Genomic DNA, 25784 nt, shown 5'->3' on the forward strand with positions numbered 1-25784 from the left:
CACTGGTTCGGGGCAATTTCCCGAAATGTGAACCAGGCCACCAATCACGGAGCCCGCCAAGCCTCAGCCGGACATTCTTATGTCGTGCCGGAGAGCCGTTTCTTACACCCAAACCCATCCATACGAGAACAGTGCGGCCATGGATCAACCTGCCTGCAGCTCCGTCCAGAGTTTGCGCAGGCGCTTGATGGAGACCGGCATCAAGGTTTTCAGGGTCTGGGCGAACAGCGAGATACGGAATTCTTCCAGCATCCAGCGGAATTGCAGCAGGTCGGTATCCCCCGCCAGCAACAGGGCGTCTGTTTTACTGGCCAGTGCCTGGTAGGGCTCGTCCGCCTCCTGAAACTCCGCGGTCAGTCGCCGGTCCCGATTCGGATCCAGCGCGGCCTTTTCCAGCCGCACTTCGATCCCCTTGAGGTAGCGACCGTACTGCCGCAGCCACTCCAGGGGCGTCTGGAACAGGAAGCCGCGATAGAAGAGCCCCTGCAGCTGGCGGTTGATATCCGCGACCGCCAGTGCCACCGCCAGGTTTTTCTGTTGCTTGATCTGTTTACGCAGCGGTACCAGCTGCGCCAGTGCCTTGACCAGCACATCGGCCATTTCCTGGGCCACGGCCACCAGTTTTTCCCGCCCTTCCAGTGCAGCGAGGAAATCTGCCTCGTTGCGGGGCCAGTTTTCGTCACTCCAGAAACACTCGCGCACGGCCGCCATCAGTATGTCGTCGGCCACCTCTTCGCGGCGGCCGAGATCGGCAGCGCTCAGCCCCAGCTCTTTACCTTTCAATAGCTCCTTGCGCAGATACTTGACCGGCTCCGCCAGATGCAGGATCGCCAGGCGACAGATACCCGCGCGGGTCAGCAGTCGGGCCTCTCTGGGGTTGTCCAGCAATTTGAGATCAACGCTGTCCTTGTTGGCGACCAATGCCGGATAGGCGCGCACCTTGAGGCCGCCCTGATCCAGCTGGTAGGTCTCCGGCAGGTCGCCAAAGTCCCAGCTGGTAATACCCTCGCGCTCGAAGCCGTCGCCGGCGCTGGCCAGCTCCTGCTGTACCCGGTCGCGGTAACGGGCCTGCAGGATTTCCAGGTCGCGCCCCTGGTCCAGCAGCTGGCCTTTCTCGTCTAGCACCTGAATATTGAAACGGTAGAAATCTTCCACGCCCTGTTCGGCAGTGATCCAGGCGTCATCCGGCAATGCCTGCGCGGTCTGGCGCTTGAGCTCGTGGGCCAGGGCCTGCCACAGAGGGGTGTTGTCTGCCTGCATTCGCAGCAATGCCTTGTCCACCGCGGCCGGCACCGGCACAAAGTGTTTGCGGTACTGCTTGGGCAGGTTCTTCACCAAGGCGATACATTTATCCCGCAAAATGCCGGGTACCACCCATTGCAAGCGCGCCGCCGGGACCTGGTGCAGGGCGCCCACAGGCACCTGAATGCTCACGCCATCTTCCGGCTTGCCCGGCTCAAAGTGATAGCTGAGCGGGAATTCGATACCGCCACTGGTCAGGCTATCCGGGAACTGGGCTTCGCCCACGTGGCCCGCATCCTGTTGCATCATCAAATCCCGAGGCAGAAATAGCAGCTGCGGATCTTTCTGTTCCGCCTGTTTGCGCCACTTTTCAAACCCGGCCAGATTGACTACATCCGCGGGGATACGCTCATCGAAGAAGCGGTACACCACCTCGTCGTCCACCACGATATCCCGGCGACGGGATTTGGCCTCAAGGTCTTCCAGCTCTTCCAGCAAATCGCCGTAGTGTTTGAAGAACTTCCCCTTGCCGCGGTAGCGGCGCTCCACCAGTGCCTCGCGGATAAACACTTCCCGCGCGGTTTCCGGATCCAGCTTACCGTAATGGATGCGCTGTTTGTCCACCAACACCAGGCCGTAGAGGGTAATTTTTTCAAACGCCATTACCGCGCCGGAGCGCGGGTTGTAGTGGGGCTCAAAATAATTGCGCTTGACCAGGTGCTCAGCGCACCCGAGCACCCAGTCGGGCTCGATTTTACCCACGGTGTGGGCAAACAGGCGGCTGGTCTCCAGCAACTGTGCTGCCACCAGCCAGCGCGGCGGCTTCTTGAACTGGCCGGAGCCCGGAAAGATATGGAAGCGGCGGTTGCGGCAGCCAAGAAACTCTTTGTTTTCGTCGCGCACGCCGATGTTGTCCAGCAGGCCCGGCAAAATGGCCTTGTGCACGCTGGCGTAATCGGCGGGCTCCGGGTTCATTTTCAGATCCAGATCGCGGATGGCCAGGCGCAGCTGGTGGTGTATGTCCCGCCACTCCCGCAGGCGCAACCAGGACAGGAAGTTTTTCTGGCACCACTTGCGCAACTGGTTCTGGCTCAGTTCCTGGCGCTGGGCTTCATAGCCGTCCCACAGATTGACCAGGGTCAGGAAGTCCGACTGCTCGTGCTGCCACTGTTTGTGCTTTTCATCGGAGGCCTGGCGTTTTTCTGCCGGGCGCTCGCGGGGGTCCTGCACCGCCAGGGCGCTGACGATGATCAGCAGTTCCCGCAGGCTATTGCAGTTACCGGACTCCATCAGCATACGTCCGAGGCGTGGATCCAGCGGCAGGCGCGATAGCGCGCGGCCCAGCTTGGTGACGCCGCCATTGCGGTCCACCGCCTTCAATTCCTGTAGCAGGTTGTAGCCGTCATTGATCAGGCGCTGGTCCGGCGGATCCACAAATGGAAATTCGCGGATATCGCCGATACGCAGCTGCAGCATCTGCAGAATCACCGCCGCCAGATTCGTGCGCAGGATTTCCGCATCGGTAAATTCCGGGCGCTGCAGAAAATCACTTTCTTCATAGAGGCGGATACAGACACCGGCACTCACCCGGCCACAGCGACCGGCGCGCTGATTGGCGCTGGCCTGGGAAACGGCTTCCACCGGCAGCCGCTGGATTTTGCTGCGGTAGCTGTAGCGGCTGATGCGCGCGGTTCCGGGGTCGATTACATAGCGTATACCGGGCACGGTGATAGAGGTCTCGGCAACGTTGGTGGCCAGCACTATCCGGCGTCCCTTGTGGGGCGCGAACACCTTGCTCTGCTCCGCCAGGCTCAGGCGCGCGTACAGCGGCAGCACGTCGATATGCGGTAACTGTGCGTCGCGCAGTGCTTTCGCACACTCACGGATTTCCCGCTCACCGCTCATGAAGATCAGGATGTCACCGCCGCGGCGGGGTGAGGCTTTCTCTTCCTGCAGCAATTCCTCAACGGCAGTGATTACCTGCTCGTTCAGATCGGCATCGCTGTCCGCGGGCGGACGGTAGTGGATGTCCACCGGGTAGGTGCGCCCGGAGACTTCAATAATCGGCGCATCGTCGAAATGCTGGGAAAACTTTTCCAGGTCGATGGTGGCAGAGGTAATGATCAGCTTCAGGTCCGGGCGTTTCGCCAGAATGGTTTTCAGGTAACCCAGCAGAAAGTCGATATTGAGGCTGCGCTCGTGGGCCTCGTCGATGATCAATGTGTCGTATTTGGTGAGCAGCGGGTCCCGCTGGATTTCCGCCAACAGGATACCGTCGGTCATCAGCTTGATATGGGTGTGCTCGGTGCTCTGGTCGGTAAAGCGCACCTGATAACCCACCGATTTCCCCAGTGGCTGCCCCAGCTCCTCGGCAATGCGGTTGGCCACGGTGCGCGCGGCAATCCGCCGCGGCTGGGTGTGGCCTATCTGGCCGAAAATGCCGCGCCCCAGTTCCAGGCAGATTTTTGGCAACTGGGTGGTTTTACCGGAGCCGGTCTCACCCGCGACCACCACCACCTGATTGGCCGCAATCAGCTCGGCAATTTCCTCACGCCGCGCCACGACCGGCAGCCCTTCCGGCCACTCCACCTTGGGCAGCTTTGCCCGGCGTGCCTCGGCCAGCGCCACCGACTCCGCCAGCTGCTTCTCCAGCTGGGCAATCATGCGGTCCGCGGGCTTGCCTTCCTGCAGACGCCGGCGCGCATTGGCCAGGGTTTTGCGCAGGCCAAAGCGGTCTGCCCCCATGCTCTGGGCGATCAGCTGCTGGTATTGCGCCAGGTCATATTGCTCGCGGGGACGGGCGACTTCTGGGCTCGGGTCTCGACTGGGTTTCTGGGGCATAAGTTGACTGGCAATTCAGGAAAATACTGCAAACGGGCGATTATACCCGCTGGGGACGGCCGGGGTCTGTTCCTACACTTGCGTGCGTTACGTCTGCCCTATACTCAGGGAGATGGCGCGCAATACAACCTTCAATTGGCGGATTGCGCGCGACAAATTTCCATCGTGTTCAGACCGGGTCTGTAACTGCAGGCCTCGTACCGTCAGCGTGAGGAGCCTTCATGCAAGACCTGAAGCCAAAACCCCCGGCCAGCGCCGGGGAGATGATGGGCCACCCGAAAGGGTTGTTCCTGCTGTTCGGAACCGAGATGTGGGAGCGCCTCAGCTTTTACGGTATGCGCGGCATCTTCGTGTTCTACCTCACCTCCGCGGCAGCGGCGGCGGCCTTCGGCTGGGAGGCGCTGTCGGACAAGGAGCTGCAATCCAAGGCCCTCAGCTATCTCGGCACCTACGCCATGCTGGTGTACCTGACGCCGATCATTGGCGGCTGGATGGCGGACAACAAGTGGGGCCAGCGGCGCTGCATCATGTTCGGCGGTGTGCTGATGATGCTGGGGCAGTTCGCCCTCGGCTTCCCCCACAAGTGGCTGCCGGATGGCTCCCAGCTCTCCATGCTGTGGCTGGGCCTGGGTCTGATGATCATCGGCAACGGTTTCTTCAAGCCGAACATTTCCACCATGGTGGGCGACCTCTACGATGAAGGTGACCGGCGCCGGGATACCGCCTTCACCATTTTCTATATGGGGATCAATATCGGCTCGATTCTCGGTTATCTGGTCATTGGCTGGATCGGCGAGAAGGTGGACTACCAGCTGGCGTTTGTGGTGGCCGGCCTCGGTATGCTGCTGGGCCTGATTCTGCAGATGACCCAGTCGGACAAACTCCTCGGTCAAATCGGCAAGCAGCCCTCGGCCAAAGTCGGTCTGAAGGCGAATCTGGGGGCCGACAAAAAACGCGCGCTGACCCCGGAAGAGCGGGACCGCATCAAGGTAATCCTGATCCTCGGTCTATTTACAGTGATCTTCTGGGCCGGGTTCGAGCAGGCTGCGGGCTCCATGAACCTGTTTGCCAAGTACAACACCGACCTGCACATCTTCGGGTTTGAGATCCCCGCCAGCTGGCTGCAGATGGTGAACCCCCTATTCATCATCATCCTCGCCCCTGTAGTGGCGAGCATCTGGGTTGGCCTGGGTTCTTCCGAGCCGACCTCGCCGGCCAAGTTCAGCCTCGGTCTCATCTTCCTCGGCCTGGGCTTTGTGTCCATGGTGGGCGCCGCACTGCAGATTGGCGACTCCGAGACCATCAAGGCCAGCCCCTGGTGGCTGGTGGTGGCCTATATCTTCCACACCTTGGGCGAGCTGTGCCTCTCCCCCATCGGGCTCTCGATGGTGACCAAGCTGGCACCGCTGCGCTTCCTGTCACTGATGATGGGGCTCTGGTTTGCATTTATCGGCATTGCCAACAAAGGCGCGGCGGAAATCGGCAAGCTGGTGGGTGAATCCGGCCCCCTGGCCACCTTCGGTGGCGTGGCCGCCGCTGCAATTATTGCCGGGGTGATCCTGTTCCTGATTCGCGAAAAGCTGGTGGACTGGATGCACGGTGCCGAGGAGGAACACACTGTGGTGAAAGACACCACCAAGGAAGAGATCGGCATCACTGCCGACCACGATGTGGCACCACAGCGGAAGTTTGGGGAATAGCCCGCTTCACTGCTTCCTGAAAACGCAAAGCGAAACAGAGAGCCCCCGTCACCCGACGGGGGCTTTTTGTTTGCGGGCTCTCTATTTGGGGTCACTCTGTTTAAGTAACAGGCCAGAGATACCACAAGCGGCGCCCTTCCCGTAAAATCCGCCGCATGAGCGACACCAAGATAAAAAAAGCCAGCCGCCTGCTTCTGCCGTGGCTCACCAGTCTGCTGCTTCTGGCCAGCGCCAATGCGTCCGCCCAGGCCAAAGAGGTGGACCCGCTGCTGTTACAGGCCCTGAAAACCGCCGTGACCGATGCGGACTCCTTTGTCGACCGCTACGACGCGGAAGTCTGGCTGATGGCCAAATCCCAGCCCCTGGCCCGCTACATCAAGGACCCGGAAGAGCGGATGCACGTATTAAAAGCCATCCACCGAGAAGCCACCCGCGCGGAACTGCAGCCGGAAATCGTGCTGGCGGTGATTCAGATTGAAAGCGCCTTCAATCCCTATGCCGTATCCCGGGTGGGCGCCCAGGGTATGATGCAGGTAATGCCCTTCTGGAAGAAGGAACTGGGGCGCCCGGAAGACAACCTGATCAACATGGACACCAACCTGCGCTACGGCTGTACCATCCTCAAGCACTACATCAAGAAAGCCAAAGGCAATATGCCCAACGCCCTGGCCTACTACAACGGCAGCTACGGCCGGCACACTTACAGTCGCAAGGTGCTGGACGCCTGGGTTGAGCGCTGGCGCTAACGCTGGCGCAATGCAAAAAAAATCAGTAGAGGTACACCGTGAGTTACGCATTCTTTACCGGCGCCACCTGCAGCCTGCTGTTGCTCGCGTCGATGCGTATCGGCTTCACCCGTCGCGGTGGCAGCCCCTGGATACAGGTGCTGATTGCCGGGGCATTTTTCTATCTGCTGCGCCCGCTGCTGAATGTGACCCACCCCGCGGTCGATCTGCTGATCGATATTCCCACCATGCTGTGCCCGGCCGCTTTCTGGCTGTTTGCCCATCACCTGTGCAGCGAGAGCCAGCACTTTCCCCGCTGGGGCTGGGGGCTGATTGCAGTGGATCTGGTACTCGGGTTTGCCGCACAGTTTGAATTACACCCGCTGCTCTACCCCATGGAACAACCCTTCAAGCTGGCCCTGATCGGGCTCGGGCTCCTGACGTTGTGGCAACAGTTGCAGGCCGACCTGGTAGCTGAGCGGCGGCAGTTGCGCATTGCGCTGCTGATTGCCGTCGGCGGTTACATGTCGGTTGTTGTCTGCGCCGAGTTCCTGTTTTCTTACTACCCGGTGCCCGCGGGCGTTCCCGCCGCCCACTCGGTGATGACCTGGCTGCTCACCTTTGCCGTGTGCCTGTGGCTGCTGGCCCTGTCACCCAGGGCACTGGAGGAAACCCTGCCGCAAATTATTGCGGAGGAAACAGAATCGGCTGTGCCGGAGAAGCAGAATAAAGAAGCGACGCCACTGGACGCACAGGGTCAGCAACTTCTGCACAAGCTGCAACAGCACATGGATGGCGGTGGCTACCGCCACACCGGGCTGACGATTCGCGAATTGGGAGAACAGTTGGATGTGCGCGAACATATCCTGCGCGCGCTGATTAACAAGCACCTGGGCTTTCGCAATTTCAACGAATACCTGAACCAGTTTCGCATCGACGAGGCCAGCCGCCGTCTGGCCGACCCCGATGAGGCCCACTTGCCGGTACTCAGCATCGCGCTGGATATCGGCTACCGCTCACTCAGCCCGTTCAACGCCGCCTTCAAACGCCGTCACAACCAGACACCAACGGAGTACCGTCGCGACCAGTTGCCGGCGTGATGGTTCAACGAGCGCGAGGACTCCATCGACAATATTTTAGGATGACAAATCCGTCAGATTTTTTTCAGTTTCCGCAAGCCAAAACGCGCCCTCTGGGCCACACTGAATCTTGCAGGACCTGCTTTGCAGGCAATTAGCCCAGTCACCACTTCGTCTGTAGAACAGGCTCCTGCAAACCTTTTACGGCTTGGGCGATGACATATATTGGATCAGCGCCTTGTATTCGTCGTCACTGCAACCGCTGCACATGCCACCGGGCGGCATGGCATTCAACCCGTTTTTAACAGAGCCCAGCAGGGCATCCATTCCTTTGTCCAGCCGCGGTTTCCAGGCTTCTACATCGTGTACCTTTGGCGCATTGGCCACGCCGGTGTCGTGACAGATATGACAGGACTGCTTGTACTTGTCTTCCACGGTATCTGCCATGACCTGGCCGCTTACCGCCAGGCTGCCAACAACAAAACACAACGTTGAAAGTGTCATCTTTTTCATCATTCTTCTCCCTCGGGTGCGCGTATTGAAAACGCCATTACCCGTAAGCCGTACAAATCCAGCACAGAGTGTAGATTCCTTTTAGCGTCAATAACCACACTTTTATTCCTGCCTTCCGATAACCACCCGAAACCGACCCGCCAATTTGCGTTCCATGAACTATGCTCAATGGAATAAGAAATTTCTCCCATTACCCCAGCAATAACAGTTCTAAGCCGGAGTAACCCAATGATGCTGCATTGGATCAAGGATCCCAGTGCCCAGTTTGCCCTGATCGGGGCCCTGCTATTTGCTATCAACAGTGCTTTCCAGGGCGACCAGGCCGCCGATACGGAAGACATCATCGTCAGCGAAGCCCGCATCCAGCACCTGGCCGGCATATTTGAGCGCGGCTGGCAGCGCCCGCCGGAACCGGCAGAACTCCAGGGGTTGATCGACGACTTTGTGCGCGAGGAAGTCCTCTACCGCGAGGCGGTAAAAATGGGACTGGACCGGGACGATACGGTAATCCGGCGCCGCCTGCGCATGAAGATGGAGCTGTTGGCGCGGGACCTGGTCAACGCCATTGAGCCGGCCGAACAGGTGCTGCGGGACTACCACCAGCGCCATATCCAGAAATACACCCAACCCGCCCAGTACAGCTTCGAACAAATCTTTCTCAATAGCGACCAGCGCCCGCAGGTTGCCGAAGATGCCCGCATGGTGCTGACCAAGCTCACCGCCGGTGGCAACCCGCGCAAACTGGGCGACAACAGCCTGCTCCAGTTCGAAATGGAATCCGCCAGTGTCGAGCGCATCGATCGTCAGTTTGGCGCCGATTTCTCGCAACAACTGCTCGAATTGCCAGACAACGAATGGAGCGGGCCCCTCACCTCGGCATACGGCGAGCACCTGGTAAAAATTTCAGCCCGCCAGCCCAGACGGGAGACCGAATTCAGCGAAGTGCGCGCAGAAGTGCTGCGGGACTGGCAACAACAGGAGCAGAACAAGATTCTGCAAACCCAGTATGAAACCCTGAGGGACAACTACCGAATTCAGATTTCCGCAGCTTCCACCACGGCAATATCCAGTGAGGCCAGCAGGTAATGAAGAAAATTCTGATCCTTGTTGTTGCGCTGCTACTACCCGCGCTATCCCAGGCCCACGAGCTGCGACCGGCCTCGCTCAGTATTATCCAGACCGCTGCAGAAACCTTCGATGTGACCTGGCGGGTCCCCGCCCGCGGCGACTTGCGACTCTCCCTCAATGTCGGCCTATCCGATGACATCCACACCAGTGGCTTGCCGGTGGCGCAATTCGTCGGTGCCTATTACGTGGAGCGCTGGCAGGTCAGCCACCCCGCTGAGCTGATTGGTAGCCGCATCGAAATTGAGGGGCTGGCGAAAACCATGACCGATGCCCTGGTGCGTATCAGCTGGCTCGATGGCCGCGAGCAGATGAGCCGATTATTACCGGATAACCCCAGCCTAACCATTGAGGCGCTCGCTGGGACCGGTGAGGTGGCGGCTACTTACTTTGGGCTGGGAGTGGAGCACATTTTACTGGGCATCGATCATCTGCTGTTTGTACTGGCACTAGTGGTTCTGGTCAGTGGCTGGCGGCAACTGGTGGCGACGATTACGGCGTTTACCCTGGCCCACAGCATTACTCTGGCGCTGGCGGTGCTGGGTGTTGTCTCAGTACCCCAGGGACCGGTGGAAGCAGTGATCGCGCTCAGTATTGTGTTTGTGGCGGTGGAGATCCTGCACAAGTTGGAGGGACGCAAGACCCTGGCGATTCGCAAGCCGTGGCTGGTAGCTTTCGGGTTTGGTTTGCTGCACGGGTTGGGGTTTGCGGGCGCGCTGTCGGAAATCGGTGTGCCGGAGCACGCAATTCCGCTGTCGCTGGCGGTGTTCAATCTGGGGGTTGAGGCGGGACAGTTGGCGTTTATCCTCGCGGTCAGTGCACTGATGTTGCTGCTGCGGCAGATGCCACTGGTGCACCAGTGGGAAATACGCACCGGGCATACTGCCACGGTAGCGTCGGCGCTTCCCGTGGCGTATCTCGTTGGCGGTTTGGCCGCCTGGTGGTTGATTGATCGGACAATTGCGCTGGTTGTCTGATACTCAATCCTGAAATAAAAGCTCCAGCGGATACCCGGTAAACGGCTTGGTTTTTTCGATCACTAGGTGGGAGGTCATCCGGGTAATGGCGGCATCTTCATCCGCCAGTAGTTGTTCGGACACGCGATTGAAGTCGGCGGCATCCGGGCAAACAAAGCGCAGCATATAGTCGAATTCGCCGGACATTTTCACGCAGGATACGATCTGCTCGATTTTGTTGATGGCGCGGCGAAAGCTTTCGCTGGTTTTGGAGTCCTGGCGCTTGAGAGCGACGTTGACGTAAAACTCTGCGTGACGGACTTTTTCCAGATTTACCTCTGCCTGAAACTCACGGATGAATTTTTCGCTGGTGAGTTTTTTCACCCGCGCCAGACAGGCGCTTTCGGAGAGCCCGATCTGATCCGCCAGGTTGAGGTTGCTGATGCGGGCGTTGGTCTGCAACACATCGAGAATTTTGAGGTTGTGACGATCAATTTTCACGTTTCTAGTACGCTTCTTGTTTTCCGCGATCAAGTAAGTTGCGGCTTCTGGACAATAGGTTCTGACGACCAGACGGGTAATCGGGGTCAAATTTTTCACAGCATAGCGGGAAAGCCGGCGTGCGCAAACACACCCTGCTTCCCGCACCTATGAATGTCATCCCGCCTTGAGGCAACCGCCAGTAACAAATCGTTCGATACGGTCCAGCGCGCGCATCAGTTCAGCGTCATCCGCGGCCAGGGTCAGGCGCACATGGTTGACGGCGCTGGGGCCAAATGGCTTGCCCGGCAGTACCGATACCAGCTCCTGATCCAGCAGCGCGCCGGCAAAGGCATCGCCATTTTCGGCGACGGCAGACACATCCACCATCACGAACATACCCGCCTCCGGGGAGTAGCAGCTAAGCCCGGGAATGTTACCAATACGCTCGACAATCAGGTCACGGCGTTTTTCGTAGGCGTCGCGCATCTGTTTGACGAAGTAGGTATCGAATTCAAGGGCGAAGGCGGCGGCTTCCTGGATAAATTGCGGCACCCCAAAGATGGTGGCGCCGGCGTATTCGATCAGGCGTTCCACCAGTTCGCCCTGGGCCACTGCCCAGCCCAGGCGCCAGCCGCTCATGGCGTGGGATTTGGACAGGCCGTCAATCACGACCACATTGTCCAGCTGTTCCGCGGCAGTGCGCAGGGAGGTGTGGCGGCGGGCGAAGGTGATCATGGAGTACATCTCGTCGGAGATGAGCCAGATGTTTCGGGCACGGCAATAAGCGGCCAGTTCACGCAGCTGTTCTGGAGTGGCCATGGCGCCGGTGGGGTTGACCGGGGTGTTGATCATGACCGCACGGGTATCGTCACTGATGGCCTGCTTGATGGATTCGATATCGAAGGCGAACCCTTGCACTGCAGGGCAGGCGACCTTTTTCACATCAAGCTGCAGGGCGTCGGTGATGGGTACGTAGCCGATGTACATGGGCTCGGGGATGACGATCTGTTCGCCGGGGTTGAGCAGGCAGGAGAGCACGGCGTAGATGGCATTGGTGCCACCGGGGAAGACGACGACGTCGTCCGGGCTACAGGGGTGCGGGCTGACTTTGCTTTCGATGTCGGCGATGGCGCGGCGCAGCATGAGTTCGCCGGCGGCCGGTGAATAGTGGGTACGGCCGACGCCGAGGCGGGCGCGGGCGAAGTCGAGGATGGGTTCCGGGGTGTCGAAGTTGGGGTCACCGACACACAGGAAGATGACATCTTCGCCTTTGTTGGCGAGGGCGTGGGCGCGGTCGCTGACGGCCCAGACGTCGGCGTCTGCGGAGTGGAGGGCCTGGCTCTGTTTGCTGAATCGCGGGATGTACATCTTCGGGTCCATCTTTCGAGGTTGTTATGAATACTTCTCAGGTAACAACTAAGGTAGCAACCGACGGGGTAATTCATGCCGCTTAGGGGCGGGTGTTTTCGCAGCAGGCCGATTTTTTTGCAGTGTTTGCCGCAGAAAATGCGGCACAGATCAGACCAAGACTCTGCGCACTGCCCACCAATCGTGGCGGGCAAGCACTGGGGAACCATTTTCGGAACCGCTGTGAATACATCCATGTACGCTGCGTCGGCGACGTCCCTGTCGCCGACGCTTCCGAAAATGGTTCCCCAGCACTTCCCCTTAGCTTCAGAGATTCCACCTTGTAAGCTGTTGAGTCCTTTTAAGTACCCGGTCAAAACCGGTAATTCAGACTCAACCCGCCCACCGTATCCTCCGGTCGTACCAGTACATCGGCAGCCACCCGCAGTTTTTCGGTGATGCTCACTCCCACCATGGCACCCACGCCGTTCTGGAAGTTCCCCGCATTTTTGCTGCGGTAAGAAGGCAAACGGGCCCAGTTGCGATCAATGGAGTTGACCCCGATTCGCAGATCGGACTCATTGTCGCCCGCGGTGTGCTCTAGCCAGAATTCGCCGTACCACTGGTGCTCGGCAGATTCGGGGCTGTTGTAGAAGAAGCCGGCTTTGCAGCGGCGGTAGTCGCGCTCCTGGCCGCGAACCCAGAGGCCGAGAGGGTCCAGGCGCTGGCCCCAGTCGCCGGTGTAGGTGTAGTCATCGATGGTTTTTTCATGGAATCCATTGACGTCGATCTGCAACCACTCGGCGGAGACAAAGGGGCCCATGTGGCTGTCGAGATTCGGGGTGGCGTCGTAGCCGCCACGTACGAAGGCACTGAAACCGTCGCCATCGGTGTTGGCGTTGAGGCGGTGGCGGAAGCGGTTGCCCAGTGTGATGTCGCGGTGGATGTCATCGTAATCGATGTCGGCGTAGCTAATGCCACCATCGACGAACCAGAAGTCGTTGTCCCAGCGGGCAAAGGCGCTGAGGTTAAAGTTGCGGGATTTGGCGAAGAATCCCGGCGGTTCGTATTCGCTGCCGCCGTAGGACATTCCCAGGCCCCACTCCAGCTGCTCAAAGCCCGCGAAGCTCATGCCAAAAAAGCCGTCCCAGGCCGCAAATTCATCATTGATCGCGGGATCGGTGCCCAGCTCGGCATGGCCGACGCTGGCGCCGAAGAAAACGGTGGTGTAAGGGTCCCGGTAGCGCTGTGCAATCAGGTGGTTGTCGATGTTGATTCGGTGCTGGCGTGAGTTCTGATAGGCGAGGTCCGGGAGTACGCCGAAGTCGACGGCCGCGGTGAGGGTTTCGAAGTAATAGTCTGCAAGTAGCCGCTGGCCGGCCAGGGTCGGGTGAATGCTGTCGTAAAAAATCAGCATATTCGCGTTGGGGTTGGTGCCATTGGCGCCGTATACCGGATGGGGATTTGCGCAATTGATATAGCAGGTCGCACTCTGATTGATATTGGCGAAGCCAAATGCCGATGGCATTTGCACCGCAAGCTCCAGTACTCCCTCCATATCCAGCAGCAGAATATCGCCTATTTCATTTACCTGCCGTCGCAGCCTGTCGTTAAACCACTCGGTTCCCTGGTTGGCGTAGTCGATAAGGGCGCGTCCCTGAGCGTAGACCGCCGGGGTATTTCCGATGCGCGGGGCATTCGTCATGACAATGTACTTGGCGCCAGCGGCTTTCAATTCGCTGCCCGCCGTGGACAGGAAAGTCGCTGCCCGCTCCATGGACCTCAGCGAGAGGTTACCGGCACGCACACCATCGAGAATATTGTTGCCACCACCATTGAGGAAATAGAGGCTGTTGGAATTCGGTACATTTTGCGGCAGGTATCCCTGGCCGGTGGCAAATGGCACCCCGGTCAGGGTGATATTGTTATTCGGGTCGTCCACCAGTGCTTGCAGGGCCACCGGGTCGCCAAATGCGGCAACTGCGGCCTGGGTTTCTGCCGGACTCAGGTAGGGGCTCTCCCCCGCCGCCGGATCACAGATGCCGTCGCTGCCACAGCGGCTGGAATCCGGCAGTATGGTGGTGAGGCTGTTGTGATCGGCCACGGTGGTATCGGGAAACAACTGGCGGAAGCGCTGTGGTCCCACCAGGTCCAGCAATACATCGGCGGTGCGGTTGCCGCCAACGGCCCAGTTGGGGCCGTTGGTCAGTACCGAATTGGTGATCTGCTGCAACTGCTGCTCCGGCGTACCCGCGGCCGGCGCACACGGAATGGCGCCGCCAAATTCGGGCCCAAGCCCGTAGCAGGAGTTTTGTTTGGGAACACCCAACATGTCTGCGAGAAAAGACGCCGCCGGCTGCTGTGGGTAACGTCCTTGCGGGTCCTCTGAGGTGAACACACCGGCATTGCCGTTGTCGGACAGGCTATCGCCAAATACGACCAGGGACCCGAACAATGCTTCTTCTGCCCGGCTCTCGGGCGCGTGCAGCCCTGCAGCAATGACCAGGGCTATCGCCGCCGACAGCCGGGCCGCGCGGTTAACGTCATGTCTATCTCGCAGCACTGGGCTCTCCTTGCCTACGCGAAAATTCGTGGCAAGTATAGGTCAGCTGTGAGGATCGAATTTTACCGGTAAGGGTTCAGGTGGCACTGCTTTCTGCGGATTCCATCTGTTCCACCAAAGGCACCAGGACACTACTGAGAAATGCCGCCAGCAGGCTCCACACCAATGCGATACTCAGCAGGCATTGCCACACTGGGCGCCCCCAACCGGCAGGGCCGAAGTGTACCGAATTGAAGTAGAACACCGGCGCCACCAGCAACCCCGTCAGCGCCGCGTACCCCGGTTTGCTGATCAGCCAGGACAGGGAGTAGCGCATGGTGGTGGCAAGCATGGCCCAGATGCAGATAGCCCAGGCCGGGGGAAGGTTGGAGTGGTAATCCTGCACACCGCTGGCCATAAAGCCCCACTCGATGGCAAAGCCACAAAAAATAAAGCCCAGAATAATGAAAATATCCCGCACGTCCCGCCACATAACGAAATGCAGTGCCAGCACCAGAAACAGCGCAATCAACGCCATGGCATTGCCATACAACAGGGCCGTCCACCATCCGGCGACGAACAGGGCGAAATTTGCGAGTTTTTTATAATTCATCAGCCACTCATTTATCAGAAGCATTCTGTACCGCGAGCGCGTAGCCAACCCCCGAAAGCCAGAAACGGGGGTATCAAGAATAAATCAGAGGATCCTTAAGACTTCAAGTTAGCAAATACTTCAATTGCGTGTTTGCGGGATTCAGTCACATTACAGATGGGCCGCGGGTAACCCTCCCCGGAAAACAGGTCTTGCGTGATGGCGGTTTCCGGCGGGCAGTGAATCTCCTTATTCGAGAGATGCGCCAACTCCGGAACATAGCGGCGAACAAACGCCCCGTCCGGGTCAAACCTCTGCGACTGGCTGTAGGGATTGAACACCCGGAAATATGGCGCGGCATCGGTACCGGTGGAAGCCGCCCACTGCCAACCGCCATTGTTTGCGGCAAAGTCTGCATCCACCAGTTGCTGCATAAAATAGTGCTCACCCCGGCGCCAGTCCGTCAGCAGGTTTTTTGTCAGGAAAGACGCCACCACCATGCGTAGCCGGTTGTGCATCCAGCCGGTCTGGTTCAGCTGGCGCATGGCGGCATCCACAATGGGGACACCGGTATTGCCTTTACACCAGCGGGCAAAGTCCTGGGTACGGTCAGACCAGGGGACCTGTTCCGTCTCCGGCTTGAACGGCTTGTTGCGGCAAACCCGGGGGAAGTTCACCACCAGGTGCTGGTAAAATTCGCGCCACAACAGTTCGTTTAGCCAGGTAGTGGCGCCCTCACTCGCGCCCTGCCAGCGACCGTCATTTTGCCCCAGCGCCATCTGCACGCACTGGCGGACAGACACGGCGCCACAGTTCAGGTAGGGAGACAATTGCGAGGTATTGTCTCGCGCGGGGAAATCCCGCCACTGCGCATAGTCGTCAACTTTGTCGGCAAATCCCTTCAGCAGCCGCAAACCTGCCGCCTCCCCTGCCGTCCAGTCCAGTACCCGCGCGTCGCCACCGGGCGCGACACCGTAATCACCCACGGTATCGGGTATCCGCCGCACCAGATTGTGGTCGCCGTCTACGGCGATCCAATCCGGCCACAGGGCCATATGATCCGGCCCCAGTGCCCTGGGAGCCGGCAGTGGCGCAAAGCCATCGCCGCGATTGTCGTGGCGGGCAATAAAGGCGCGCTTGAAAGGGGTAAACACCTTGAAGCCATCCCCACTGCCGGTGGTGAGGCTACCGGGAGGAATCAGGGTGCGATCGGTAGAGAATTCCACCGGGACCCCCTGGGTTTTCAGGCTCTGCCTTACCGACTGATCCCGCTGCAGCTCATTGACCGGGTACTCCGCATTGGCGAAAACCGCGTCGACCTGGAGTTTGTCCACAATCTGCGCCAGTGCACCGGACACATCGGAGAACGCCGGTAACTCAAGGAAGTACAGCGGGACACCTTTTTTTTCCAGCGCCAGCTGCAGCTGGCGAAGACTGCGCAAACGCATGGCCACCACATTGTCGCCATCGCCGTGGCTGCGCCAGGTTTGCGGGCAGGCAATAAAAATCGCCGCCACGGCTTTACACCCTTTGGCGGCACGATACAGGGCAGTGTTGTCGGCGAGGCGCAAATCGTTGCGCAACCACACCAGCCCCCGTTGATAGGCTTTTTCAGGCATAACTCAATTCAATGAAAGTCGCACAACCCCAGCTCTGCGGGCTCTGCCGCCAGCAGTACCTGGCTGTGGATAAAACTGTGGGGACTGCGCGGAATATAGTGACGGAGCAACGTCAGTACCGCAGACAAGGGCTTGTGCCCCAGGCGATATTCGTCGATCAATGCCTTGAGTTCCGCCTTTTCCTGCTTGTCGAGAAATTCCCGCAAGTGACCCGCACTGTGCATCAGTGCATTGGTTCTGTCTTTGCGCGAGGCCGGGCGCGACAAGATCTGCATAATCCGCCCGCGCACCTCAAATGCCAGCGCGTCTTCAGACATCGCCTTGGAGTCTGCCAGCAAACGACCCAGTTCGCGCGTCTGCTCTTGATGGTGCGCCAGCAACAGATATTTGTAAGCCGTGTAAAACTCGATGATACGTGCGATACGGGAAAGCGGCTTACCGGTTTTGCCCCGGAGCTTGTCGTGCCACTGCTTATCCCATTGCTGATCCCAGGTCTTTGCCGCTGCTTGCTCCGCTTGTTTTACGTCTTCTTTTACACCTGCTTTTTCTTCCGCGTCGACTTCTGTCATGTTTTCCACATAGCGAAACCACGCATCGTAGGCGAACACTCGGGTAAGAAAATTTTCTCGCAGCTCACTGTTGTTCAGGCGCCCCACTTCTTCCATCGGCAAATGGGGAAACTGCTGCTGCAAACGCCGGGCAAAAACGCCAACCCCTTCACTGTCGATACCGTGACCATTGTCCAGGTAGCGACGCACGCCATGGAGTCCGCAACTGGGAGAGTTCTGCATAAAGATATAGCCGCGTACCCTTTCCAATTCGGGTACCACCGAATCCGCATACGCCCTGAGCGGCTCGGTTACATCGACCTCGGGGTTCTCCACCCCGATCACACGCACCGCATCCACCGGCGCACTGGCCTTCTCTACCAACAGGTGAATCGGCTTGCGCGGCACCCCCATGCCAATTGCCACTTCCGGGCACAGTGGCACATACTCAAAGCACTGCCCCAGCAACTCGGTACACACCTTGCTGTGCTTGTGCCCACCGTTAAAGCGCACGGCATCACCCATGGCGCACTGGCTGATGCCGACGGGGATTTTCCGGGAAAAGTTCATATGGTTATCTCCAGCCTCCGGGAGGCCAAGCAAAGTGCTGCCGACCCGCAGCGAGATCCAGTAGAGAAATCCTGCAGAAATTGCACGAACATCCTCCAATTCCTTAAAAAGTAGCGTCGCAGGCTACCTTGATTCATTCCACTGCCATCCGCGCGTGCCTGGGCATTCGAGTTATCCCGGGGGCAAGTTTTCACATCAGCTTAGTAAGTACGATGAAAAACACCTTGTGGATGATGACATGTGAGCGATATGGCGTGCTGCGCAATTTCCACCTAGTGCCTCCCCATTTGCCGATAGTGGCTCTCAGCCTCCTGCTGATTTCCCGGTAATTGTTGCGCAGCCCGCCACCGCCGCTAAAATGCCAGTCCTTCTTTATATATGTACCAATTTGCAAGACATCCGTCTTACCAGACCCCGGGGCCCGGAATGATTCCAGCACTGCGCGAAATCAACGATGTACAGGCGCTCTACCTGCAGTTCCTCAAGGCACTCAAGCAGGAGGGCTTTCACGGCGATGCCAGCCCCAGCTATGCCAGCCGCACGGTGCTCTCGACCGATAATTCCATCTACCAGGTGCTGCCCCAGGCGGTGGTCTATCCGCGGGATCTGCACGATCTGCAGTTGCTGATGCGCCTTGCCGACCGCGAGGAGTTCCACACGGTGGTGCTTTCCCCCCGCGGCGGCGGCACCGGCACCAACGGCCAGTCGCTCACGGATGGCATCGTGGTGGATATCTCCCGGCATATGAACCGCATCCTCGAGATCAATGTTGAGGAAGGCTGGGTGCGGGCACAGACCGGGGTGGTGAAGGATCAATTGAATGCGGCCCTCAAGCCACACGGGCTGTTTTTTGCCCCGGAACTGTCCACCAGTAACCGCGCCACCATCGGCGGCATGATCAATACCGACGCATCCGGACAGGGCTCCTGCCTCTACGGCAAGACCCGCGACCACGTTCTGGAGCTGAAGACGGTGCTGATGGGCGGCGAACTGTGGCACTCCCAGGCCATTGAGGACGCCGAACTGGCAACGGTCTCCGCCCAGGAAAACCGCGCCGGCAAGGTGCACGGCCTGGTAGACGGTATCGCGCGGGACAAGCAGGCCCTGATCGAGACCAAGTTTCCCAAACTGAACCGCTGCCTCACCGGCTACGACCTGGCGCATATTCGCGATCGCGAGAAAGGCAAAGACGGCCGCTTCAACCTCAACAATATCCTGTGCGGCTCCGAGGGCACCCTGGGCTTTATTGCCGAGGCCAAGCTCAACCTGCTGAAAATTCCCAAGTGCGCAGCACTGGTGAACCTGAATTACGATCATTTCCAGGACGCGCTCAAAGACGCCAGTGACCTTATGAAAGCCGGCCCTACCTCCATCGAAACCGTGGACAGCAAGGTGCTGCAGCTGGCCATGGGCGATATCGTATGGGAGAGCGTGAGCGAGTTTTTCCCCCAGGACGATCGGGCCGTAAACGGCATCAACCTGGTGGAATACACCGCGGATTCGGAAGAAGAACTGGACGCGGCGCTCGGCAAGTTCACCGCCCACGTGGACAGCCTGATCGGCCAGCCGGGCAAGAGTTTCGGCTATACCATCGCCCGCGGCCACGCCGAGGTAAACAAGATCTGGGGCATGCGCAAACGCGCGGTGGGCCTGCTGGGCAACGCCAAGGGCGAAGAGCGCCCTATCCCGTTTGTAGAAGACTGCGCGGTGCCGCCGGAAAACCTCGCCGACTTTATCGCCGAGTTCCGTGCAGCACTGGATGAAGCGGGCTTTGCCTACGGGATGTTCGGCCATGTAGACGCGGGCGTGCTGCACGTGCGCCCGGCCATCGATATGAAGGACCCGGAGCAGGCCAAGCAGGTCCGGATCATCACGGAAAAAGTGGTGGATCTGGCGCAGAAGTACAACGGCCTGTTGTGGGGCGAGCACGGCAAGGGCGTGCGTTCGGAGTTTGCGCCCGCATTCTTCGGCGAACTCTACCCGGAGCTGCAGAAGATCAAGGCCGCCTTCGATCCCCGCAACCAGTTAAACCCGGGCAAGATTGCCACCCCCAGTGTCGCCTCCAGCCTGCTCAAGATCGACCAGGTGCCAACGCGCGGCGAACACGACCGGCAGATCCCGGTGCAGGTGTGGGAAGGCTATTCAGAAGGGGTCTACTGCAACGGTAACGGCGCCTGCTTCAACTGGAATCCGGACGACGCCATGTGCCCCTCCTACAAGGGCACCCGCAACCGCATCCATTCCCCCAAAGGCCGCGCCTCACTGATCCGCGAATGGCTGCGCCTGCTGGCAGACAGGTCCGTCGACCCGGAAGCCGTAGCCCGCAAGAGCCGCGAGCAGTCCTTTATCATGAGCCTGCCGGGGCGCTTCAAAAACTCCCTGGCCAAGGCCCGCGGCGAATACGATTTCAGCCATGAGGTGAACGAATCGATGCAGGCGTGCCTGGCGTGTAAGTCCTGCGCCGGCCAGTGCCCGATCAAGGTGGACGTGCCCACCTTCCGCGCCAAATTCCTCGAGCTTTACTACGGCCGCTACCTGCGCCCGCTGAAGGACTACTTTGTCGGCGGACTCGAGTTCATGATGCCGCACCTGGCGCGGGTGCCACAGCTGTACAACGTCCCCCTGCGCCTGAAGCCGGTGCGCTGGTTGATGGAGCGCGGCCTGGGTCTCACCGACTCCCCGGCTCTGTCGGCCACCCGGCTGGACAAGGTGATGCGCGAGTTGGGAGTAGCCTACGCCAGCCGTGAAAGCCTGCGCGCCATGGGACCGGCACAGCGGGCCAAATCCGTGGTGATTGTCCAAGATGCCTTCACCAGTTATTTCGATGCCGAGGTAGTGGCGGATACCCTGCGCCTGCTCAAGCTGCTGGACTTCAATCCCCTGGTGGCGCCCTTCCGGGCCAACGGCAAACCGCTGCACGTGCACGGTTTCCTGCGCCAGTTTGCCCAGACCGCAGCCAGCAACAGCGCCATGCTCAACAGCCTCGCCGACAGCGGCGTGCCGCTGGTGGGCATAGACCCCTCCATGACCATGACCTACCGCGCCGAGTACCAGAAGCTGCTGGGCGACAAGGCACCGAAGGTTCAGCTGCTGCAGGAATGGCTGGCGGAACACACCGAGCACCTGGCGACCAACAAGAACCGCCTGCAGTCGGGCAGTTTCACACTGCTGCCCCACTGCACTGAGCAATCCAATGCGGCCGGCTCCTCGCGCCAGTGGCAGCAGGTATTTGCCGCCCTGGGTATGGAACTGAAAACCCAGTCGGCCGGTTGTTGCGGTATGGCGGGTACCTATGGCCACGAAGTGGCCAACCGGGAAACCTCGCGTACCATCTTCCAGCAGTCCTGGGCACCCAAGCTGAATGGCGACACCAGCGCCATTGTTGCCACCGGCTACTCCTGCCGCTGCCAGAGCAGACGCTTTGCCGACACAAATTTGCGCCATCCGTTGCAAGCACTACTGGCGCAGATCGAAGATTCGGGGTTTACTGTCAGTAATCACTAACTTCCCGTCCCGCCGAAGTGCTTTCGGCGGGCTTTGGAGATTGCTGGCCATGCCAACCGCTGTAGCCCCCGACTCCTGACCGCCTTCGCTGCTATTGTTATGGCCACGCAACTGGCTGCAGCGCCCGCCGCCAGCACTCAGGAACCTGCGACATCTTCGACAGCGTTGGTGGCCGAGGCGGAAGAGTTCGCGCTGGCGGGCAACTACGACGACGCCCTTCCTTTATACGAGCGCGCCATCGCGCAATTGGAAAGTGAGCCTCACCGGCAAAACCAGCTGCGCTACCGCTACGGGATCATCCTCAATGCCCTGGGCGCCCAGCGCCCGGACCTCTATCCCCTCGCCCGCACCCAGTTTCAGGGGGTGCTGGAGTATGTAGAGTCCGCACCGGGCCTGCCGTTTGAGCATTCCGCCGCCCGTGTGCGCTCCGCCATCGCCCATACCTACCACCAGCAGTCAGCCCTGCAGGAAAACCCCAACAAGCGCCTGGCCATGCTGCGCAACGCTTACCAGCTCTACGCCGGTGCCATAGAGCAACTGCGGGAAGAGCAGGACTGGCAGAACCTGGCGATCACCGCCTTCAACATCGGACAGGTGTGCGAGTGGCAGGGCAATCTGGAAGAGGCTATCCAGTGGCTGGAGCAGGCGGTATCGCTGGATCGCCGGCACGGCTTTGCGGACCTGGAGGAAGACCAGGCCTACCTGACTGCCCTGCGGGAACAGGTCAATCCCCAGCGCCCGGTCGGCAATACCGCCATCTGACTCCCCCTTCCCCCGGGGCTGCCTTTCCCTGCCCGTGCAACAGCAGAGAATGGATTTCCCCGGCCTTTCCTTCCTACCTGACCAGAGAAACAGGGATGGCCAGCCCTTTTTCTATCAGGCTAATAGTCTGAGCCTTTCGATATTCAGCCAAAATTCCCTCCCCAGCTCCCGTTACAACGCTGTCATCGATACGCACAAGTAGTATTGAACCGGCGGTCGCAGATTTTTCGAAAAAAATTATGTTCCACAAAAGCGGCGGTCACAGCGCCCTGATCGCCCAAAATTCCACCCAAAAAAGATGACATCGCTGTCATGAGTGAATTGTGATCAGGAAACAGAGATCCATTGAAAATACTCAAGAGCAGTCACCACCGTCATAAAACGGTCACACTCAGGTTATTTTTTCTAAATACGAGGAAAAAATTAAACAATCCGACTCACAGACAAAAGCAAATGAATACCCTGTACGGACGTCTGCCGCTGTCAGCGGAATGATTGATTCCTCCCCCGCGATCTTTAATATGGCCCTTCCTGATCAAACATTGATCACATATGACGAAATCAACTTGGAGGCCGGGCAGACATTTAGAGTCTGTGACCAAAAAGCTTTCGGAGGTAATTAAATATGCGACAGAGTCTTAAACAGTATGTAATCGTACTTGTAGCTTCCCTTGCGGCGCTGGCCGGTGGCGATGCCTTTGCCGCAATCAAGAAGGACCCTGCCGACAAAAAGAAGTCTATGACCGTCACCGCGACCGCCTACAACTCCATTGAAGGCCAGACCGATGACGACCCCTGGACAGCAGCCTGGAACAACCGTCTGCGCCCGGGTGACAAAATCATCGCGGTTTCCCGCGACCTTGAGAAACACGGCCTGACCAACGGTGCCAAGGTCCGTATTGAAGGTCTGCCGGGTACCTATACCGTGCGCGACCGGATGAACAAGCGCTACAAAAACCGCATCGACGTGTGGATGGAAGAAGACATCAAGAAAGCACGTAGCTGGGGTAAAAAGAAGCTGAAAATCATCTGGGACCACAAGAAGTAAGTCGGCTGCGCCAGTGAGCGCCGACCGACCCAGCGAAAGTTCACAGGGCTTTGCCAAGCACGACTTTCACATACAAAACCCCGCAATTGCGGGGTTTTGTCTATTTGGCCGTTCCGAATCTACTCGACTCTGAGGTTAGTGGTCAGGGTTCCGTCGTCACCGAGATACCGGGCAACTCGCGGCAGCGTTCATTCTTGATGTAATAGATACTCGGCTGGCGCGACTGGTTGTAGCGGTGTTCCACGCCCTCGTCGCGAAACACCAGCAGGTACTCTTCTTTCACCCAGCCTTTCTCGGTGCGGTACTCCGTCAACCACAGCAGTGCCGGAGAATTCTCGTGGCAGTGGCCGTAAAACATACGGGTTTTTTCCACCAGTTCCTTGGTGAGGTAATCCCGGTATTGCCCGGGATAACTGAACCTTTCTCCCGAGAGATCCACATCCACCACGCCATCGGTGTCCGCCTGGGCGCGATCCCGGGCCCGGTCGTCGGACCGGCTGTCGTGGCCAAGCTCATCCAACGCAGCAAACTCCTGGGGTTCTGGAGGCTCCTCGCGCTCGGTATCGCGGGGTTGTGACGCGAGCTGGTCGCCGTCAATTTTCTCCAGGAAAATTGCGGTATTTTCATCGCAGTCCACACAGGTTCTGCCGGCGATAATCGCGTAGCCTTTCAGCTCCGATATCAGCCGCGCCTCTGCCAGGTCAACGTTGATGGTACGGTTATCCGAGAGCTTCAGCTCAATGCCGGAAAAGGCAGGCATTACTGTAGAAAAACAGAATAAGGGGACAGCCAGGAGGGGAAGGAATTTTTTCATGCAGAGCAACCACACTTAATACATCTGCAGACCGCGGTAACAGTCGGCGCCGCCAGGGCAAACTTCCTTGATGCCCGATGGCGGCGCCACGATTGGGTAGTGCTGTTACACTGTCGCGATTCCCTTCTATGTATAACCTTAGCAGGCCATGAAAAACCTGCAGGGGCCGGCGGTTATTATTTGCAATCGCTCTTGCGGCAGGTGGCGCGCGAAACTAGACGCCCGCGCACCCTGTGGTCATGTGGTCACGGCGCCTCCCAGCTGCCGCTTGCCTCCACCGGCCCGATAAATGCCCCCACGCCCTCTTCCTTCAGGGCATCCAGCGCCTCCTGTAACGCTTCTTCGTCGGTGTCAAAGGCGTCTTCCCACACCGTGGTGTTGTTGTTCTCATCCACAATTTCCAGCAGCCAGCCGCCCTCGCCATCTTCATAGATGTCGATACTGACGGTGTGATTGCCATCGCCGTAGCTGCGGCTGAGAGGGGAGTCTTTGGGAGTGAAGTCGTCATCGGCCATGGGAGAACCTCGCTGGTATCCGTGGGGCTGGGGGGAATGTTGGCGGCCAATCTGACAACTTGTGAATCATCGGTCAAGGCCTGTCCTTCACTGTCGAAAAAGTGTACGACAGCGTGGGGAAATTTCGTTAGAATGCGCGGCGATTTTTTCGAATCACCTTAAAAACCCGTTTCTCCCATTGCCCCGGATTTACGTTCCGGCCTGCATAAGGACCTCAGCATGAACATCGTCGTCTGTGCGCTGTACAAATTCGTCGCGCTCGAAAACTTTGAATCCCTCCGTGAACCGCTGCTCAAAGTGCTCCTCGATAACGAGGTACGCGGCACCCTACTGCTGGCCCGCGAGGGTATTAACGGCACTGTCGCCGGCAGCCGCGCGGGCATCGACGCCCTGCTCACCTACCTGAAATCCGATCCGCGCCTGGCAACGCTGGATTACAAGGAATCCTTCACCGGGGAAATGCCCTTCCTGCGCAGCAAGGTGAAACTGAAGCGGGAAATCGTCACCATGGGCGTCGAGGGTATCGACCCGCGCCACACCGTGGGTACCTACGTCAAACCTCAGGACTGGAACGCCCTGATTTCAGACCCGGAGGTACTGCTGATCGACACCCGCAATGACTACGAAGTGCAGGTGGGCACCTTCGAGCACGCGGTAAACCCCAACACCACCACCTTCCGCGAATTTCCCCAGTATGTGAAAGACCACCTGGACCCGCAGCAGCACAAAAAAGTGGCCATGTTCTGCACCGGCGGTATCCGCTGTGAAAAGTCCACCGCCTACCTGAAAGAACAGGGATTCGACGAGGTCTACCACCTGCAGGGCGGTATCCTGAAATATCTGGAAGAAGTGCCCAAGGAAGACACCCTCTGGAAAGGCGAGTGCTTTGTGTTTGACGACCGGGTTACCGTCAACCACGATCTGGAGCGCGGCAGCTACCAGCAGTGCAACGCCTGCCGCATGCCGGTGACCGATGAGGAGATGCAATCGGAACTGTTTGAGCAGGGCGTCAGTTGCCCCCATTGCCACGATTCGGTTTCCGAGGCGGACAAGGCGCGCTTCCGCGAGCGGGAAAAGCAGATTCAACTGGCCAAGACCCGCGGTGAGAACCACCTGGGGCAGGATGCCAAGGCCACTACCCAGGCCCGCCGCCAGCACAAACAGGCGCTGCGTCGACAACAGGCAGAGCAGGCACAGCGCTCCTGACACTGGTTCCTGGTTTCTAGTTCCTGGTTTTTATGGACGCATGGGATGTATGA

The 25784-nt window shown here is 59.0% G+C and carries 19 protein-coding genes; 9 read left to right on the forward strand and 10 right to left on the reverse strand.

All coding sequences use genetic code 11. From position 1 onward, the window contains the following. Positions 1–144: 144 nt before the first annotated feature. Complete coding sequence (gene hrpA, locus GRX76_RS17125; protein WP_160154411.1) at positions 145–4083, reverse strand: ATP-dependent RNA helicase HrpA; 3939 nt, start codon at positions 4081–4083, stop codon at positions 145–147. Between the two features lie 221 nt (positions 4084–4304). Between hrpA and GRX76_RS17130 the strand changes: the two genes are divergently transcribed. The 3 genes from GRX76_RS17130 (at position 4305) to GRX76_RS17140 (ending at position 7608) form a co-directional block, all read left to right on the forward strand. Beyond that, positions 4305–5783, forward strand: a complete 1479-nt coding sequence (locus GRX76_RS17130; protein WP_236250446.1) for a peptide MFS transporter — start codon at positions 4305–4307, stop codon at positions 5781–5783. A gap of 155 nt (positions 5784–5938) precedes the next feature. Then, positions 5939–6529: a lytic transglycosylase domain-containing protein gene (locus tag GRX76_RS17135; protein WP_160154412.1), complete on the forward strand. Its 591-nt coding sequence runs from the start codon at positions 5939–5941 to the stop codon at positions 6527–6529. Between the two features lie 38 nt (positions 6530–6567). Continuing rightward, positions 6568–7608, forward strand: coding sequence for a helix-turn-helix transcriptional regulator (locus GRX76_RS17140; RefSeq protein WP_160154413.1), 1041 nt, complete (start codon positions 6568–6570; stop codon positions 7606–7608). A 180-nt stretch (positions 7609–7788) separates the two neighbouring features. On the opposite strand, the gene GRX76_RS17145 is transcribed toward GRX76_RS17140, so the two are convergent. Then, a complete protein-coding gene (locus GRX76_RS17145) occupies positions 7789–8103 on the reverse strand; it encodes a cytochrome c5 family protein (RefSeq protein ID WP_370463932.1) in 315 nt (104 codons plus the stop codon). A 225-nt stretch (positions 8104–8328) separates the two neighbouring features. Between GRX76_RS17145 and GRX76_RS17150 the strand changes: the two genes are divergently transcribed. Both GRX76_RS17150 and GRX76_RS17155 read left to right on the forward strand, forming a co-directional pair. Beyond that, complete coding sequence (locus tag GRX76_RS17150) at positions 8329–9186, forward strand: peptidyl-prolyl cis-trans isomerase (protein WP_160154415.1); 858 nt, start codon at positions 8329–8331, stop codon at positions 9184–9186. Next, a complete protein-coding gene (locus GRX76_RS17155; protein WP_160154416.1) occupies positions 9186–10202 on the forward strand; it encodes a HupE/UreJ family protein in 1017 nt (338 codons plus the stop codon). The genes GRX76_RS17150 and GRX76_RS17155 overlap by 1 nt, the downstream gene beginning before the upstream one ends. Before the next feature lie 3 nt (positions 10203–10205). On the opposite strand, the gene GRX76_RS17160 is transcribed toward GRX76_RS17155, so the two are convergent. The 6 genes from GRX76_RS17160 to GRX76_RS17185 form a co-directional block, all read right to left on the reverse strand. Then, positions 10206–10682: an Lrp/AsnC family transcriptional regulator gene (locus GRX76_RS17160; RefSeq protein ID WP_160154417.1), complete on the reverse strand. Its 477-nt coding sequence runs from the start codon at positions 10680–10682 to the stop codon at positions 10206–10208. A 156-nt stretch (positions 10683–10838) separates the two neighbouring features. Next, a complete protein-coding gene (locus GRX76_RS17165) occupies positions 10839–12032 on the reverse strand; it encodes a pyridoxal phosphate-dependent aminotransferase (protein WP_160154418.1) in 1194 nt (397 codons plus the stop codon). 352 nt (positions 12033–12384) lie between these two features. Then, positions 12385–14574, reverse strand: coding sequence for an autotransporter outer membrane beta-barrel domain-containing protein (locus GRX76_RS17170; protein ID WP_160154419.1), 2190 nt, complete (start codon positions 14572–14574; stop codon positions 12385–12387). Between the two features lie 76 nt (positions 14575–14650). Beyond that, positions 14651–15166: a DUF2878 domain-containing protein gene (locus tag GRX76_RS17175; RefSeq protein ID WP_160154420.1), complete on the reverse strand. Its 516-nt coding sequence runs from the start codon at positions 15164–15166 to the stop codon at positions 14651–14653. Positions 15167–15261: 95 nt separating this feature from the next. Beyond that, the gene (locus tag GRX76_RS17180; protein WP_236250447.1) at positions 15262–16764 is read right to left on the reverse strand and encodes a deoxyribodipyrimidine photo-lyase; all 1503 of its coding nucleotides are present in this window, start codon (positions 16762–16764) and stop codon (positions 15262–15264) included. Positions 16765–16772: 8 nt separating this feature from the next. Next, positions 16773–17882: a DUF523 and DUF1722 domain-containing protein gene (locus GRX76_RS17185; protein WP_160154421.1), complete on the reverse strand. Its 1110-nt coding sequence runs from the start codon at positions 17880–17882 to the stop codon at positions 16773–16775. Positions 17883–18308: 426 nt separating this feature from the next. Here GRX76_RS17185 and GRX76_RS17190 point away from each other — a divergent pair, with 426 nt between their 5' ends. From GRX76_RS17190 to GRX76_RS17200, 3 genes are all read left to right on the forward strand, one after another. Then, the gene (locus tag GRX76_RS17190; RefSeq protein WP_160154422.1) at positions 18309–21386 is read left to right on the forward strand and encodes an FAD-binding and (Fe-S)-binding domain-containing protein; all 3078 of its coding nucleotides are present in this window, start codon (positions 18309–18311) and stop codon (positions 21384–21386) included. A 99-nt stretch (positions 21387–21485) separates the two neighbouring features. Next, positions 21486–22148 carry a tetratricopeptide repeat protein gene (locus GRX76_RS17195; RefSeq protein WP_160154423.1) on the forward strand — a complete coding sequence of 221 codons (663 nt, stop codon included), beginning with the start codon at positions 21486–21488 and terminating at the stop codon, positions 22146–22148. A 625-nt stretch (positions 22149–22773) separates the two neighbouring features. Beyond that, the gene (locus GRX76_RS17200; RefSeq protein WP_160154424.1) at positions 22774–23196 is read left to right on the forward strand and encodes a 3D domain-containing protein; all 423 of its coding nucleotides are present in this window, start codon (positions 22774–22776) and stop codon (positions 23194–23196) included. Positions 23197–23338: 142 nt separating this feature from the next. On the opposite strand, the gene GRX76_RS17205 is transcribed toward GRX76_RS17200, so the two are convergent. Further along, on the reverse strand, positions 23339–23956 hold the full coding sequence (locus GRX76_RS17205) for a hypothetical protein (protein ID WP_160154425.1): 618 nt from the start codon (positions 23954–23956) through the stop codon (positions 23339–23341). Positions 23957–24255: 299 nt separating this feature from the next. Then, positions 24256–24525 (reverse strand): hypothetical protein, encoded by a 270-nt coding sequence (locus GRX76_RS17210; RefSeq protein ID WP_160154426.1) that lies wholly within the window; start codon positions 24523–24525, stop codon positions 24256–24258. Positions 24526–24744: 219 nt separating this feature from the next. Between GRX76_RS17210 and GRX76_RS17215 the strand changes: the two genes are divergently transcribed. Continuing rightward, positions 24745–25731, forward strand: a complete 987-nt coding sequence (locus GRX76_RS17215; protein ID WP_160154427.1) for a rhodanese-related sulfurtransferase — start codon at positions 24745–24747, stop codon at positions 25729–25731. Positions 25732–25784 lie beyond the last annotated feature (53 nt).

The sequence above is a fragment of the Microbulbifer sp. ALW1 genome (genome assembly GCF_009903625.1).
Taxonomy (GTDB): Bacteria; Pseudomonadota; Gammaproteobacteria; order Pseudomonadales; family Cellvibrionaceae; genus Microbulbifer.